Origin of the sequence: Streptomyces sp. NPDC088733 (genome assembly GCF_044751185.1) — a bacterium.
Classification (GTDB): domain Bacteria; phylum Actinomycetota; class Actinomycetes; order Streptomycetales; family Streptomycetaceae; genus Actinacidiphila.
In genome coordinates this window covers 606,221-620,547 of record NZ_JBIVLH010000001.1, presented here as the reverse complement: position 1 = coordinate 620,547, position 14,327 = coordinate 606,221, and the positions used below count along the sequence as shown (strand labels likewise).

At 72.5% G+C, this 14,327-nt stretch carries 13 protein-coding genes; 6 read left to right on the top strand and 7 right to left on the bottom strand.

Annotated elements, in window-relative coordinates:
• Window positions 1-9 precede the first annotated feature (9 nt).
• Entirely contained in the window at window positions 10-294 is a 285-nt protein-coding gene (locus ACIP64_RS02805) for a hypothetical protein (protein ID WP_401580914.1), read from the bottom strand.
• 186 nt (window positions 295-480) lie between these two features.
• Between ACIP64_RS02805 and ACIP64_RS02800 the strand changes: the two genes are divergently transcribed.
• Window positions 481-888, top strand: a complete 408-nt coding sequence (locus tag ACIP64_RS02800) for a hypothetical protein (RefSeq protein ID WP_401580912.1) — start codon at window positions 481-483, stop codon at window positions 886-888.
• A gap of 231 nt (window positions 889-1,119) precedes the next feature.
• A complete protein-coding gene (locus ACIP64_RS02795; protein WP_401580910.1) occupies window positions 1,120-2,406 on the top strand; it encodes an Ig-like domain-containing protein in 1,287 nt (428 codons plus the stop codon).
• A 198-nt stretch (window positions 2,407-2,604) separates the two neighbouring features.
• On the opposite strand, the gene ACIP64_RS02790 is transcribed toward ACIP64_RS02795, so the two are convergent.
• From ACIP64_RS02790 to xylB, 4 genes are all read right to left on the bottom strand, one after another.
• Window positions 2,605-3,489, bottom strand: a complete 885-nt coding sequence (locus tag ACIP64_RS02790) for a prohibitin family protein (RefSeq protein WP_401580908.1) — start codon at window positions 3,487-3,489, stop codon at window positions 2,605-2,607.
• 78 nt (window positions 3,490-3,567) lie between these two features.
• Window positions 3,568-4,701: an ROK family protein gene (locus ACIP64_RS02785; RefSeq protein WP_401580906.1), complete on the bottom strand. Its 1,134-nt coding sequence runs from the start codon at window positions 4,699-4,701 to the stop codon at window positions 3,568-3,570.
• A 132-nt stretch (window positions 4,702-4,833) separates the two neighbouring features.
• Window positions 4,834-5,424, bottom strand: a complete 591-nt coding sequence (locus tag ACIP64_RS02780) for a helix-turn-helix domain-containing protein (RefSeq protein WP_401580904.1) — start codon at window positions 5,422-5,424, stop codon at window positions 4,834-4,836.
• Between the two features lie 137 nt (window positions 5,425-5,561).
• Window positions 5,562-6,986 (bottom strand): xylulokinase, encoded by a 1,425-nt coding sequence (gene xylB / locus ACIP64_RS02775; protein ID WP_401580903.1) that lies wholly within the window; start codon window positions 6,984-6,986, stop codon window positions 5,562-5,564.
• Window positions 6,987-7,059: 73 nt separating this feature from the next.
• On the opposite strand from xylB, the gene xylA reads away from it, so the two are divergent.
• Together xylA and ACIP64_RS02765 are read left to right on the top strand one after the other, a co-directional pair.
• Window positions 7,060-8,229 carry a xylose isomerase gene (xylA, locus tag ACIP64_RS02770; protein WP_401580901.1) on the top strand — a complete coding sequence of 390 codons (1,170 nt, stop codon included), beginning with the start codon at window positions 7,060-7,062 and terminating at the stop codon, window positions 8,227-8,229.
• 71 nt (window positions 8,230-8,300) lie between these two features.
• Complete coding sequence (locus ACIP64_RS02765; RefSeq protein ID WP_401580899.1) at window positions 8,301-8,798, top strand: GNAT family N-acetyltransferase; 498 nt, start codon at window positions 8,301-8,303, stop codon at window positions 8,796-8,798.
• A gap of 6 nt (window positions 8,799-8,804) precedes the next feature.
• Here ACIP64_RS02765 and ACIP64_RS02760 read toward each other — a convergent pair whose 3' ends face one another.
• Together ACIP64_RS02760 and ACIP64_RS02755 are read right to left on the bottom strand one after the other, a co-directional pair.
• Window positions 8,805-9,815, bottom strand: a complete 1,011-nt coding sequence (locus ACIP64_RS02760; protein WP_401580897.1) for an aldo/keto reductase — start codon at window positions 9,813-9,815, stop codon at window positions 8,805-8,807.
• A gap of 463 nt (window positions 9,816-10,278) precedes the next feature.
• Entirely contained in the window at window positions 10,279-11,472 is a 1,194-nt protein-coding gene (locus ACIP64_RS02755) for a hypothetical protein (RefSeq protein ID WP_401580895.1), read from the bottom strand.
• 555 nt (window positions 11,473-12,027) lie between these two features.
• On the opposite strand from ACIP64_RS02755, the gene ACIP64_RS02750 reads away from it, so the two are divergent.
• Complete coding sequence (locus ACIP64_RS02750; RefSeq protein WP_401580893.1) at window positions 12,028-13,497, top strand: ABC transporter permease; 1,470 nt, start codon at window positions 12,028-12,030, stop codon at window positions 13,495-13,497.
• 99 nt (window positions 13,498-13,596) lie between these two features.
• Window positions 13,597-14,283: an ABC transporter ATP-binding protein gene (locus tag ACIP64_RS02745; RefSeq protein WP_401580891.1), complete on the top strand. Its 687-nt coding sequence runs from the start codon at window positions 13,597-13,599 to the stop codon at window positions 14,281-14,283.
• The last annotated feature ends 44 nt before the right edge of the window (window positions 14,284-14,327 follow it).

Here is a 14,327-nt window from a genome sequence, read left to right as displayed (position 1 = left end):
ACCTGCCGGTCAGTAGGCGCGGGCGCGGCGGCTCGCATTGAGGACGAGCGCCGCGCCCATGCCGAGGAACGCGGTGCCGCCGATCAGGTACGGCGTGGTGTCGACACTGCCGGTGTCCGCGAGCTGCTGTTCCCCGTCACCGCCGGACGCGGTGGTGGAGGTCGCCGTGGACACCTCGGCAGCCGTCGTCGTCGTGTGCTCCGGATTGGCGGACGCGTTCGGCACGAAGTAGAGCGCGCCGAGCACGGCCGCCGAGGCGACGGCGACGTAAGCGGGAGAGCGGTACGAGGTCAATGGATCCCCCAGCGGATGCGGTGACTTGACCGTGGAGCCCGATGTTAGTGAGACAAGGGGTGCGGAGGGAAGTTCGAACCTGGAACACACCCTTCCGCAACCTCCGTGCCGCTCCGGCGGGTATCCTCCCGGCCGGATCCGGGTGCCTCCCCCCGCGGCGGGCCGCGCGAGCATACGCTCCGTCACATGAGCACTACTGACATCCCCATCGGGGAGAGCGGGCCGCGTTACGTGCGGCTCCAGGTCGAGCTGGTCCTGGAGATCACGGGGCCCGACGAGCTGACGGATGCCGCGCTCGACCAGCTCGGCGGCGACGAGTACATGCCGGAGGACGAGCGGCAGCACGCGGAGTCCTCGGTCCGCCAGGACGAGTCCGAGGCGCTGGCGTACCTGGTCGATCCGTTCGACCTGGTCACGGGCGTGCCGGGAGTCGATATGGTCCAGGCGTCCTGGTCCTGCGCTCACACGGAGTACGACCCCGACTCCGATGAGTGGGACCTCTACGACGACGAGACATCCGCCGACGACGCCGACGACGCCGAGGAGGCAGACGGTGACCGAGTTGCGGAAGGGAAGGAACCGGGCGGCCGCTGAACGCGTCATCCCCTGTACGTGACTCACAGGCCCCGGGCCCATCATTGGGTCCGGGGTTCCGTATGAGCTGCTGCGGACAACGCGATCGTGTTGTTCCCCACACTCTGCGGCATGGAGGAACGGACCTAAGACCCTGGCAGTTCCCGAGAGTACGACCGACGCTCGAATGAGGTCCGCGGCTTGCGTAGCCGCGGGCTGGGGGATCGCGTACCGAAGACATTGGAGATTCGTGTGAAGCGCGCCGAGACCGGCACAGCCAACGACCCGCGCCCCACCCGCAAGCGGGGGGCTGAGCTGGCAGCGATTGCTCTGCTGGCCGTCGGCGCGATCACGCTGACCGCCTGCGGGGGAGACAAGGCGGACGCCGGCACCGACAACACCGTCAAGTCCCAGGCGTCGGTGGACGACGCGGCGGCCAAGGACGCCTCCGACGCCCGAATAGCCATCACCCCCAAGGCCGGTGCCGACAACGTCAGCATCAACTCCGGCTCCAAGGTCGCCGTCACCGAGGGCAAGCTCAGCGCCGTGACGATGACCTCGGTCGCCGACGGCAAGGAGGTCGAGGGAACGATCTCCGCCGACGGCACGAGCTGGGCGCCGAACGCGCCGCTGGAGCGCGCCACCAAGTACTCGATCGTCGCGAAGGCGGAGGACACGAAGGGCCGCAAGGCCACGGAGAACTCGACCTTCACCACCGTCTCCGCCGCGCACAGCTTCATCGGGTACTACACCCCCGAGAACGGCCAGACCGTCGGCGTGGGCATGCCGGTGTCGATCAACTTCAACAAGGCCATCACCGACAAGAAGGCCGTCCAGACCGGGATCACGGTCACCTCCAGCAGCGGCCAGCAGGTCGTCGGCCACTGGTTCAACTCCACCCGCCTGGACTTCCGCCCCCAGAACTACTGGACCGCCGGCTCCACGGTCACGGTCAAGCTGAACCTGGACGGCGTCCAGGGCGCCAGCGGTGTCTACGGCGTCCAGCAGAAGACCGTCTCGTTCAAGATCGGTCGCAGCCAGGTCTCCACGGTCGACGCCTCGACCCACCAGATGAAGGTCGTCCGCGACGGCCAGGTCATCAAGAACATCCCGATCTCGGCGGGCTCGGACGAGCACACCACCTACAACGGCCAGATGGTGATGTCCGAGAAGTTCACCGAGACCCGGATGAACGGGGCGACCGTCGGCTTCACCGACGACGACGGCAAGGGCGAGTACGACATCAAGGACGTGCCGCACGCCATCCGCCTGACCACGTCCGGCACCTTCATCCACGGCAACTACTGGGGCTCGGACGGGGTCTTCGGCCACGTCAACACCAGCCACGGCTGCGTGGGCCTGAACGACACCAAGGGCGCGAAGGACACCAGCACCGACGCGTACTGGTTCTTCACCCACTCGATCATCGGCGACGTGGTGATCGTGAAGAACTCCAAGGACAAGACGGTCGACCCGGCGAACGGCCTCAACGGCTGGAACCTGAGCTGGGCCGACTGGAAGGCCGGCAGCGCGGTCTGATTTTTTCGTCTTAAGGGCTCGGTTCGCCTCCGGGGCGCCTGTTGCGCCTGTCGACGGTCGATCGTGCTCGGTCCCTCGTTCCTCGGGACCTCCGCGCGTTCTCCCTTTCGACAGGCGCGCGCCCCTTTGGCTCACTCGCCAGGGCGCCACAGGGGCCCGGAACCAGACGGTTCCGGGCCCCTGTGCATGCCGGGTCGGTCAGTCCTTGGAGCCGTCCACGATGACCGGGGTGCCGCTGTTGTTCGTGCCGCAGGGGACCGCGTAGACGGGGTGGGCCTTGGCGGCCTCCTTGTAGGCGTCCAGGCACTGGTTGTAGAGCACCTTGTCGCTGAGCGAGCCCGCGATGATCCGGTTGGCGCGGGCGATGCCCTCCGCCTCGATCCGCTTGCGCTCGGCCTCGGCCTTGGCCGTGCGGGCCGCCTCGACCGCGCGCTCGGTGTCCTGCTCCTGCTGGATCTTCTTGTCGATCTGCGTCTGCAGCTGGTCGGACGGCCGCACATTGCGCAGGTTGACGGCGGTAATGTCGATGCCGCGCGGCGCGAGGCGCTCCTTGATCAGGGCGTCGATCTCCCCGCCGATCTCCTCGCGGGCGGAGGCGTAGCCCTCCTCGCTGGTGTGCTTGGCGAAGACGTTGCGGATGATCTCGCGGCTGTCCGGCACCACCAGGCGCTCCTGGATGGCCTCCTCGTTGCCCGCCAGCCGGTAGAGGCCGACGGCCTTGGCGGGCACCACGGCCCACTTCACGGTGACGTCCGCGTACAGCACACCGCCCTGCGAGGAACGGACCTCGACGACGTCCTTGTCGTAGAGGTTGAGGTCCGCGGGGCGGGTGGAGAAGGCGGTGATGTCGGTGAACGGCGACGTGAAGTGGACGCCGGAGGTCAGCGGCGAGCCGACTTTGCCGAAGGTCACGGGCACGCCGACCTCGTAGGCGCTGACGACGTGGACGCAGGCGAAGACGCCGGCCAGTACGCCGGCGAGCGCGCTGAGGGCGGCGCCCAGTTTCCAGCCCCCGGTGCGGCCGCGGCCGACGAAGAACAGCACGACGGCCGCGATCAGCAACAGGATGCACAGCACGAGCACGGGAATCCCCCCGGGACGGAAACGATCCGCGCCGCCTCCCCGTGCGGCGCGGATGCGCATCGTAACGGCCAGCGGTGTCTAGGGGGTTCGCAATTGCTGAGGGTCGTCGAGGAGGTCGCGCACGACGCTGTACGCCGCGCCCAGCAGGACGCCCTCGCGCCCCAGCCGGGACACCAGGACCGCGTCCGCGGGCCATTGGCGGTCCGTCACGCGCCGGTCCAGCTCCCGCACCAGCGCCCCGCGCAGCCAGGGGGCGAGCGCGGCCAGGGTGCCGCCCAGCACGACGGCCTGCGGGTCCAGCAGGTTCACCGCGCCGCTGAGGGCGATGCCGAACGCCTGGCCGGCGGCGGCCAGCGCCTTGAGCGCCGCGGCGTCGTTGCCGGCGGCGGCGGTGTGCAGGGCCTTGAGGGCGTCCAGCCGGTCGGGGCCGATCCCGGCGGCCCGCAGCACCGCCTCCTCGCCCGCGTACTGCTCCAGGCAGCCCCGGGAGCCGCAGGAGCAGTGGGGGCCGTTGGGGAACACCGGTACGTGACCCAGCTCACCGGCGAAGCCGCGGGCGCCGCGGAAGAGCCGGCCGTCGATCACGAGCGCGGCGCCGATGCCGATCTCCGCCGAGACGTGCACGAAGTCCGTGACGCCCTCGTGGCCGCCGAGCCACAGCTCGGCCAGGGCGCCGAGGTTGGCCTCGTTGTCGATCAGGGTCGGGGTGGGGGTGAGCGCGTCGAAGTACTGTGCGGCCGGCACGTCCTCCCAGTCGAGGTTGGGGGCGCGGGTGACCTCCCGCCGGTCGCGCCCGACCAGCCCGGGGACGGCGACCGTGAGCCCGGCGGGGAACAGCCCGCTGTCGTGGACCTCGGCTGTCACCTCCCGGACGAGCGTGGCCAGTTCGCGCAGCACTTCGAGGGCCGGACGGCCGCGGTTGGCGGCCTCGACGCGGGCCCGGGCGCGGACCGTGCCGCGCAGGTCGATCGCGCAGACCGCCAGGTGGTCGACCCCGACCTCGGCGCCCAGGCCCACCGGGCCGCTGTCGCTGAGGGCGAGCGCGGTGCCGGGCCGGCCGACCGTGCCGGGGCGCTGCGTGCCGAGCTCCACCAGCAGCCCGGTCGCCAGCAGCTCGTCCACGAGCGTCGAGACCGTCGCGCGGGTCAGGCCGACCTCCGCGGCCACCGCGGCGCGCGACATCTCGCCGTGCTCGGCCACGGCATGGGCCACGAGGGCCAGATTCCGCCTCCGCACGCCCGCCTGCGATCCCGGGCCTTCCGCCACGTGCCGATCCCCTCTCGTCCGATGCCTGCTGTCTGATTGGTGGTGTTCTGTCCTACCCTCGCACGCCCTGCGGCCGGGTCAACCGCCCGTCGGCCGGGCCCGCAGGTGCATCCGCTCGCCCTGGGCCCCGAAGAGGCTCAGGAACTCCACGGGCTGCGGTCCCGCGTTGGCGAAGCCGTGCGGGGTGCGGGTGTCGAACTCGGCGGCCTCACCCGCGGTGAGCACGAGATCGTGGTCGCCGAGGGTCAGCCGCAGCCGTCCGGACAGCACGTAGACCCACTCGTACCCCTCGTGCTGCCCCTGCTCGGGCCGGACCGCCGGGTCCTGGGGCGCCTGGATGATCATCTTGTACGCGTGCAGCCCGCCCAGATAGCGGGTGAGCGGCACGAAGGTCTTCCCGTGCCGGGTGACGGGGCGCGGATGGACGCGCGGGTCCCCGGTCGGCGGCGCTCCCACCAGCTCGTCCAGCGGCACGCCGTACGTCTTCGCCAGCGGCAGCAGCAGCTCCAGCGTCGGTTTGCGCTGCCCGGACTCCAGCCGCGACAGCGTGCTCGACGAGATGCCGGTCCGCTCGCCGATCTGCGCCAGGGTGGCGCCCCGTTCGCGCCGCAGCGCCCGCAGCCGCGGTCCGACGCCGGACAGCACGCCGGGTATGTCGTCGTCCGTCATGACTCCATTTGCCGTTCCGGCAAGCACGGTTGTCAAGACCGTACCGGGTGGCGGGCGGTCTCCCGCCCCGGTGCGGCCCGCGCGGACGGCATTCCGCGCGGGCCGCACCCGGCGGCCGCGCCGCCGCCGGGGAGCGCCTATTTCACGCCGAAGGCCCGCGACAGCTCCGCCCCGATGCGGCCGAGGGTCTCCTCGTCGCGCGGGACCGGGTCGTACGACGGGCCCTCGGCGGTGTTCCAGCGGCGGGCGATCTCCTGCGGGGTCTCGCCCGTCAGCAGGGCCGCCGCCTGGGCCGCCGCGCCGAGGGCGACGAGCTCGTCGGCCACCGGGACGCGCACCGCGCGGCCGGACAGCCGCCGCACCGTCTCCCGCCAGGCGGTGCCGCGCGCGCCGCCGCCGATCAGCAGCAGGGGCGCGTCGGAGGCGGTGCCGTCGACCGCGAGCACCTGGTCGAGCGCGCTGAGCAGGGCGTACGCGGCGCCGTCGTAGGCGGCCTGGAGGATCTGCCCCGGCGTGGTGTCGTGCCGCAGTCCGGTCAGCAAGCCGGAGGCGTACGGCAGGTTGGGCGTGCGCTCGCCGTCGAGGAACGGCAGCAGCACGGGGGAACCGCCCGGGGCGACGGCCTCCCGGTCCAGGGAGAGCAGCGCCGCGACCTTGTCGACCGCGAGCGTGCAGTTCAGGGTGCAGGCCAGCGGCAGCCAGCCGCCGTGGCCGCCGGCGAAGCCGGCCACGATGCCCGTCGGGTCGGCGGGACGGGCCGCCGAGGGCGTGTAGACGGTGCCGGAGGTGCCGAGGCTGAGCGCCGGCTGCCCCGGGGCGAGGCCGAGGCCGAGGGCGGCGCCGGCGTTGTCGCCGGTGCCGGCGGCGACCAGGGCGCCCTCGCGCAGCGGCAGGCCCGGCAGGACGGCGCCGGCCCGCTCGCCGGGGGCCAGGACGCGGGGCAGCAGGGCCGGGTCCAGGCCGATCGAGGCGAGCATCGCCTCGTCGTACGCCTCGGTGCCGGTGGCCCACCAGCCGGTGCCGGAGGCGTCGCCCCGGTCGGTGACGGCGGCGCCGCTCAGCCGCTCGGTGAGGAAGTCGTGGGGCAGCCGCACCGCCGCCGCGGCCTTGGCGGCCTCCGGCTCGTGCTCGGCCAGCCACGCCCACTTGGTGACGGTGAAGCTCGTGCCGGGCACGCTGCCGAAGCGCTCCGCCCACCAGGCGGCGCCGTGCTTCTCGACCAGGGCGGCGGCCTGGGGCGCGGAGCGCACGTCGTTCCAGAGCAGCGCGGGCCGCACCGGCTTCCCGTCCGCGTCCAGCACGACCAGGCCGTGCTGCTGCCCGCCGACGGAGATCGCGCCGGCCTCGGCGGCGTACGGGCCCAGCTGGGCCAGTGCCTCGCCGAGTGCCGTCCACCACACCTCGGGGTCGGTCTCGCGTCCCTCGCCCTCGCTCACCACATGCCGTGCCTGGCCCCTGGCCAGCACTTTTCCGGTCTCCACCTCGACTGCCAGCACCTTGGTGGACTGCGTGGAGCTGTCCACACCCAGTGCGATCGTTCCGTGCGCCATGTCGCGGCTCATGCTGCGGCTCCCTTCACAAAGCGGCGTTCGCATATTAATTTGTTCAACGGTCTTACGAATAGGAGCCGCCGCGATGAGTTTCACCCCCACCCCCGACGACAAGTTCACCTTCGGTCTCTGGACCGTCGGCTGGCAGGGTCGCGACCCCTTCGGCGAGGCGACCCGCCCCGCCCTCGACCCCGTCGAGAGCGTCAACAAGCTGGCCGAGCTCGGTGCGTACGGCGTCACCTTCCACGACGACGACCTGATCCCCTTCGGCTCGGACGACACCGCGCGTGAGGGCCACATCAAGCGCTTCCGCCAGGCCCTGGACGCCACCGGCCTGAAGGTGCCGATGGCCACCACCAACCTCTTCACGCACCCGGTCTTCAAGGACGGCGGCTTCACCGCGAACGACCGCGAGGTGCGGCGCTTCGCACTCCGCAAGACCATCCGCAACATCGACCTCGCCGCCGAGCTCGGCGCCAAGGTCTATGTCGCCTGGGGCGGCCGCGAGGGCGCCGAGTCCGGTGCCGCCAAGGACGTGCGGGTCGCCCTCGACCGCTTCAAGGAGGCGTTCGACCTCCTCGGCGAGTACGTCATCGAGCAGGGCTACGACATCCGCTTCGCCATCGAGCCCAAGCCGAACGAGCCGCGCGGCGACATCCTGCTGCCGACCATCGGCCACGCGCTGGCGTTCATCAACGAGCTGGCCCACCCCGAGCTCGTCGGCCTCAACCCCGAGGTCGGCCACGAGCAGATGGCCGGGCTGAACTTCCCGCACGGCATCGCCCAGGCGCTGTGGCACGGCAAGCTCTTCCACATCGACCTCAACGGCCAGACCGGCATCAAGTACGACCAGGACCTGCGCTTCGGCGCCGGCGACCTGCGCTCCGCGTTCTGGCTGGTCGACCTGCTGGAGACGGCCGGTTACGAGGGCCCGCGCCACTTCGACTTCAAGCCCCCGCGGACCGAGGACATGGACGGTGTGTGGGCGTCCGCCGCCGGCGGCATGCGCAACTACCTCATCCTCAAGGAGCGCGCCGCCGCGTTCCGCGCCGACCCGGCCGTGCAGGAGGCGCTGAAGGCCTCCCGCCTGGACCAGCTGGCGCAGCCGACCCTCGGTGCGGGCGAGAGCCTGGCCGACCTGCTCGCCGACCGCGGCGCCTACGAGGAGTTCGACGCCGACGCCGTCGCCACCCGCGGGTCCGCCTTCGAGCAGCTGGACCAGCTCGCCATGGACCACCTGCTCGGCACCCGCTGAGCAGGCCGGAGCGCGGCCCCCGGGCCGTAAACGGGTTGCCGTCGGGTCCCGCCCGGCGGCAACCTGCCCGCATGACCGAACTGCGCACGCTCACCCCGCAGGACTGGCGGCTGTGGCGCGGCCTGCGCCTGGCCGCCCTCGCCGACGCCCCGTACGCCTTCGGCTCCCGGCTCGCCGACTGGCAGGGCACCGGGGACCGCGAGGAGCGCTGGCGCGACCGGCTCGCCCTGCCCGGCACCCACCTGGCCGCCGTGCACGACGGAGTGCCCTGCGGCATGGCGAGCGGTATCCGCGGCGAGCACCCCGGCACCACCGAACTGATCTCGATGTGGGTGGCCCGTGACGCACGCGGCCTCGGCGTCGGCGACCTGCTGATCCGGGCCGTCGAGACCTGGGCCGCGGGGACCGGCGCCGCGCTGCTCACCCTCGCCGTCGCGGACGGCAACGAGCCGGCCGCCGCGCTCTACCGCCGCAACGGCTTCGAGTTCACCGCCGATCCCCTCGGGCGGATGCCCGACGGCCGCCCGGAGCGCCTCATGGCGAAGCGGCTCCAGGCGGCACCGGTGTGACGGGAATCACCAGGCGAACGCCTCCGGGGCCGGACCCGGCCCCGGGAAGATCTCGTCCAGCCCGGCCAGCAGTTCCGCGTCCAGCTCCAGTTCCGCCGCGCGCAGCGCCGAGGCGAACTGCTCCATGGTGCGCGGCCCGACGATCGGCCCCGTGACCCCCGGCCGGGTCAGCAGCCACGCCAGGGCCACTTCGCCCGGCTCCAGTCCGTGCTTGTCCAGCAGGTCCTCGTAGGCCTGGACCCGGGCCCGCACGGCCGGATCCGCCAGCCCCGCGGCCGAACGGCCCGCCTTGGTGCGCGAGCCGCTGTTCTCGCGCTCCTTGCGCAGGGCGCCGCCCAGCAGCCCCTGGTGCAGCGGCGACCACGGGATCACCCCGAGGCCGTACGCCTGGGCGGCCGGGATCACGTCCGCCTCGGCCCGGCGCTCCGCCAGGTTGTACAGGCACTGCTCGCTGACCAGGCCCACCATGCCGCGGTTCGCGGCGGTCTCGTTGGCCTGAGCGATCTTGTAGCCGGGGAAGTTCGAGGAGGCGGCGTAGAGGATCTTGCCCTGGCGGACGAGCACGTCGACCGCCTGCCAGATCTCCTCGAACGGCGTCGCGCGGTCGATGTGGTGGAACTGGTAGATGTCGATGTGGTCGGTGCCGAGGCGGCGCAGGCTCGCCTCCGCCGCCCGCCGGATGTTCAGCGCGGAGAGCCGGTCGTGGTTGGGCCAGGACTGCTCGTGCCAGGCCTTGCCGTCGTCCGACATGTTGCCGTACACCTTCGTCGCGAGCACGACCTTGTCGCGCCGTCCGGCGCCGCCCGCGAACCACCTGCCGATGACCTTCTCCGTCAGGCCCTTCTCCTCGGCCGTGCCGTAGATGTCCGCCGTGTCGAAGAAGTTGACGCCCGCGTCCAGCGCGGCGTCCATGATCCGGTGGCTGTCCTGCTCGTCCGTCTGCCCGCCGAAGTTCATCGTGCCCAGCACGATGCGGCCGACCTTCAGGCCGGTGCGGCCCAGCTGCGTGTACTCCATGGGAGACCAGCCAACGCCTTCGAGTGGACTCACGGCAAGGGGCGCCGGGGACCGGCGCCACCTCAAGTCCCGTGCGGGCAGGGCGTGTCGGGGTGTCGGCGGCACCCCGGGGGTGCCCGCCGGGTCGACCCCGTCGCGGCGGGCGGCGGCGACCCTGACGGCGCGGGCTTCCGTGCCGCGGGAGCGGGTCTTGCCGGAGCGGCGCTCGTGGAGGCGCACGGCGGCGTGCGCGGGGTCCGGCTCGCCTCGGACTCGACGTTCACGCCGTCCGGGCAGGCCGCCGCGGGTTCCCGGACCGGGGACGTCAGCAGGTCCTCGGCGACGGCGTGCGGACGGGGCTCGAACTCGGCGGGGGCCGGAACGAGTGGTGGCGTTACTTCCCCGGGTGATGGACGCCCGGGTGACGCTCACCGTGACCGGGGCTCGTTTCCCGGGCGGGGCCGCCTGGCCGCCGCGCGCGGGGTCAGGCGGCCTGGCCGTCCGCCGCGCCCTTGGCGAAGTCCGCGCGCAGCCTGGCCAGTTCGTCGTCCGGGACGGCCCGTGCCCAGGCGTCGGGCTGGCCCTTGACGGTGTGGTCGCTGGTCGTGGCGGCGCTGTAGGCGGCCGTGCAGGTCAGGGCGACCGAGCCGGAGGGCTCCATCGTGCGCTGGTAGGAGCAGCGCTTGATGCTCCTGCCGTCGAGCGTGATGTCGATGGTGATCTCCGCGTGGACCGCGTCGTCGGTGCTCGCCTCCGCGGCCGCCGAACCGTAAGCGGAGTTCTGGAGCGTGAAGCGGGCCGTGCACGTCGTGCTGCCGCAGGGGGAGAAGCGCGCCTTGCCGACCGTGGTGAAGGTGACCGTGGGGTCGACCGCGGTGCTCAGCTCCGCCAGGTCCCGTTCGAAGCCGGTGGTGAACGCCGCACGGTCGACACCGGTGAGCGCGGCGACGGAGACGTCCGTGCCGTCGGCCAGCGGCAGCGGCCCGGTCGCGGCGGGGGAGGACCCTGAGGCCAGGTGGAGCAGGGTGTGGGGCGCGGAGTCGCTGATGGAGAAGGTGCCGCCGGGCGTGGACAGCACGGTGGCGGCCCGGCCGGCCACCCGGGTCGGGGAGGCGGTGGCCGAGGACGCGCTGCCGGCCGCGTCGCGGAGCAGGCCGGCGACGTTGGCGGGCGCCAGCGGGGCCGTCACGTCGTCGATCTCCGGGAGGTCGGAGGACGCGTCGAGCCAGTGGTCGGAGATCCGGTCCAGCAGGGCGCCGGAGTAGCCGCGGCCCTTCCAGTACGCCTGGTCCGCCTTGGCCATCCGGTGGTCGCCCGCGGTGAGCAACCGGACCGTCCGGCCCCCGTCGCCGAGGGAGCCGCGGCCCCATCCGCCCGGGGTGGTCTGCAGGTCGAAGCCTGTGGCCGTGCCCGGATCGCGGGCGAACTCACCCCGGTAGGACAGCACATGGGCCTTCTCCAGGGTGTCCGCGGCCTCGCGCAGCATCCGCGCGGCGTCGACGGCGGTGCCCCTGCCGGCCGCGGGCGAGCCGGAGCCCGCCCCTTCGGGACCGTCGTTCCAGGGCCTCGCGATCAGCAGGCCGGCCACCAGCACGGCGGTGGCGACGCCGACGAGGGCCAGGAGCAGCGCGGAGCGCCGCGGCCGGGCGGGCGGCGGCGCCGGCGCGTGGGCGGGCATCGCCGGGTACGGAGGCGGGGGAGGGGGGCCGAAACCGCTGCCGGGGTCAGGTCCGTACCCCGGCTCGCGTCCCGGTCCGGAGCCGTCGCCGAACCCCCGGCGACGGCCGTGACCCTCCCCGTCCCACGGCGTTCCGTCCGTCAACTCCGGCTCTCCCCCTCGTGCGTGGGCGCGCGGCTGGTCCCGTGCACCGTCGTCGAAGCGCTTTCCGTCCCGGCGCCGACCTTCTCATCCGATCCACATGTGCGCCTCCGCCTTCCGTGAATCCCCTCCCGCGGCCTGTCGCGACGGCCCCGCGAGGGCGGGCCGGCAGGGACGGGGCAGGCACAGGACAAGGTACTGCAGCCCCCGCACGTCCCCGGAACCGAGACGGCCGTCGCGGGCGGCTGTCGCGGGCGGCGGCCGTCCCGGTTCCGGGGACGCCGGGTTTCTCATCGCCCTCTCATCCCGGCCTCACACTCTCATCAGGGCCGATTCCTAGCGTCACGGCAGCGGGACGGAGGCCGAGTCCGTCCTCCCTCCCGCCCCCCGGCTTCCGAACTCGGCGAGGAATCGATGTTCTTCACGTATCTCCGGCGCGAACTCCGTCGCCGCAGGAAAGCGGCGCTCGTCATCGCGATGGGCCTCGCACTCGGCATCGCGCTGGTCATCACCGTCAACTCGGTGTCGGCGGGCATGACACAGGCGCAGGGCAAGGTGCTCCAGTCGCTCTACGGCCTGGGGACGGACATGACCGTCACCAAGGCCGCCGACCCGTCCTCGACGGGCGCGGAGCGCCCGCGGTTCCAGTTCAACGCGCGCGGCGACGACAAGGAGCAGAGCAGCGACCGTGTCATGGTCCAGGGCTTCACCACCCTGAAGTCCTCCGTCGTCGGCGACGTCGCGGGGCAGACCGGGGTCAAGCAGGCCGTCGGCGGTCTCAGCCTGGTCGTCATCAAGATCAACGGCCAGTTCCAGCGCGGGCAGTACCAGCAGTCCCCGAACAGCGGCCGGCAGGGCGGCGGGTTCGGCGGCAACCGGCCGCAGGGCACCGTGCGCGGCGGCGGTGCCAACTTCGGCATCGACAACTTCACGCTCTACGGCACCGACGTGGCGCACATGGAGCTCGGCCCGCTGACCTCCTCGAAGATCACCTCCGGGAAGACCTTCACGGCCGCGCAGGCCGATGCCAAGGTCGCCGTCCTGGACAGCGCGTACGCCAAGCAGAAGAAGCTGTCGGTGGGCAAGACGCTCACCGTCTCGGGCACCACGTTCTCCGTGATCGGCATCGCGACCGCCGACAGCGGCTCGTCCACCGCGAACGTCTACATCCCGCTCCAGCAGGCGCAGACGCTGTCGGACTCCAAGGACAAGGTCACCACCGTCTACGTCCAGGCCGCCGACTCCCAGAAGATCGGCGCCGTGAAGCAGGCCATCCAGAAGAACATCGCCGGCACGACGGTCACGACCTCCTCGGACCTGGCGTCCACGGTGTCGGGTTCGCTGTCCACGGCGTCCAACCTCGCCACGAACGTGGGCAAGTGGCTGTCCATCGCCGTGCTCATCGCCGCGTTCCTGGTCGCGGGGCTGCTCACCTCCTCCGCGGTCAGCCGCCGGGTCCGCGAGTTCGGCACGCTCAAGGCACTCGGCTGGAAGAGCGGCCGCGTCACCCGCCAGGTCATGGGCGAGGCCCTGGTCAACGGCCTCATCGGCGGCGTGCTCGGCATCGCCCTCGGCCTCGGCTGCGCCTACCTCATCACCGCCATCAGCCCGACCCTGGACGCGTCCGTCGCCCGCGGCGGCGGGGGCGGCTTCGGGGGCCGGGGCGGCGGCTTCGGCGGCGGCGCCTTCGGCGGCGGGCAGGGCGGACAGGGCCGGCAGGCGGCGTCCGACGTGCTCAAGATCGCCCTTGAGGCGCCGGTCAGCGTCAACACCATCGTCGTCGCCGTGGTGCTGGCGATCGCCGGCGGCCTGATCGCGGGCACCTTCGGCGGCTGGCGCGCCTCCCGGCTGCGCCCCGCGGACGCCCTGCGCCGCGTCGAGTAGCCGCAACCCCTCCCCGAGACGGGTGCCGCGCCCCGCACCATCCCCCTGGCGGGGTGCGGCACCCACCCCCTTCTCCTCCCAGGCTTCAGGAGTCATCTCATGTACAAGCTGAGCGGCGTGACCAAGCGCTACTCGCGCGGCAAGGACGTCGTGGACGCGCTGCGCAGCGTGGACCTGGTCATCGAGGACGGCGAACAGCTCGTCGTCCAGGGACCCACCGGCGGCGGCAAGTCCACCCTGCTGCAGATGCTGGGCGGCCTGGACAAGCCGACCTCCGGCTCGGTCGAGCTCGACGGCGTCGACCTCGCCCGGCTGAGCGAGACCCGGCTGACCAAGGTCCGCTCCGAGAGCATCGGCATCATCTTCCAGAGCTTCAACCTGATCCCGACGCTCACCGCGCAGGAGAACGTCGAGACCGCGCTGGTGCCGCTCGCCGTCAAGGCCGCCGAGCGCCGCGCCCGCGCCGCCGAGGCGCTCGACTCGGTGGGCCTCGGCGACCGCCTCCACCACCTGCCGAGCGAGCTCTCCGGCGGTCAGCAGCAGCGCGTGGCCATCGCCCGGGCGCTGGTGAAGAAGCCGAAGGTGCTGCTCGCCGACGAGCCGACCGGCGCCCTGGACGAGGGCACCCGCGACGAGATCCTGGCGCTCCTGGAGGGACTGTGGAAGGAGTACGGGCTGACCTTCGTCCTGGTCACCCACGACTCCCACATCGCCCGCCGGGCGACCCGGGTCGCCACGATCAAGCGGGGGCAGATCACCGTCTCCGACCGCACGCCCGCGGCCTGACGGCCGCCCGTCCCGCCGCCCGGCTCCTGCCGGGCGGCGGCGGG

What these genes read in the sequence shown, in the direction of transcription:
- xylB (WP_401580903.1), bottom strand. Translation starts at nt 6,986, where the DNA reads ATGAGCCGCGACATGGCGCACGGAACGATCGCACTGGGTGTGGACAGC.
- ACIP64_RS02780 (WP_401580904.1), bottom strand. Translation starts at nt 5,424, where the DNA reads ATGACGGACGACGACATACCCGGCGTGCTGTCCGGCGTCGGACCGCGG.
- ACIP64_RS02750 (WP_401580893.1), top strand. Translation starts at nt 12,028, where the DNA reads ATGTTCTTCACGTATCTCCGGCGCGAACTCCGTCGCCGCAGGAAAGCG.
- xylA (WP_401580901.1), top strand. Translation starts at nt 7,060, where the DNA reads ATGAGTTTCACCCCCACCCCCGACGACAAGTTCACCTTCGGTCTCTGG.
- ACIP64_RS02755 (WP_401580895.1), bottom strand. Translation starts at nt 11,472, where the DNA reads ATGCCCGCCCACGCGCCGGCGCCGCCGCCCGCCCGGCCGCGGCGCTCC.
- ACIP64_RS02760 (WP_401580897.1), bottom strand. Translation starts at nt 9,815, where the DNA reads ATGGAGTACACGCAGCTGGGCCGCACCGGCCTGAAGGTCGGCCGCATC.
- ACIP64_RS02800 (WP_401580912.1), top strand. Translation starts at nt 481, where the DNA reads ATGAGCACTACTGACATCCCCATCGGGGAGAGCGGGCCGCGTTACGTG.
- ACIP64_RS02765 (WP_401580899.1), top strand. Translation starts at nt 8,301, where the DNA reads ATGACCGAACTGCGCACGCTCACCCCGCAGGACTGGCGGCTGTGGCGC.
- ACIP64_RS02745 (WP_401580891.1), top strand. Translation starts at nt 13,597, where the DNA reads ATGTACAAGCTGAGCGGCGTGACCAAGCGCTACTCGCGCGGCAAGGAC.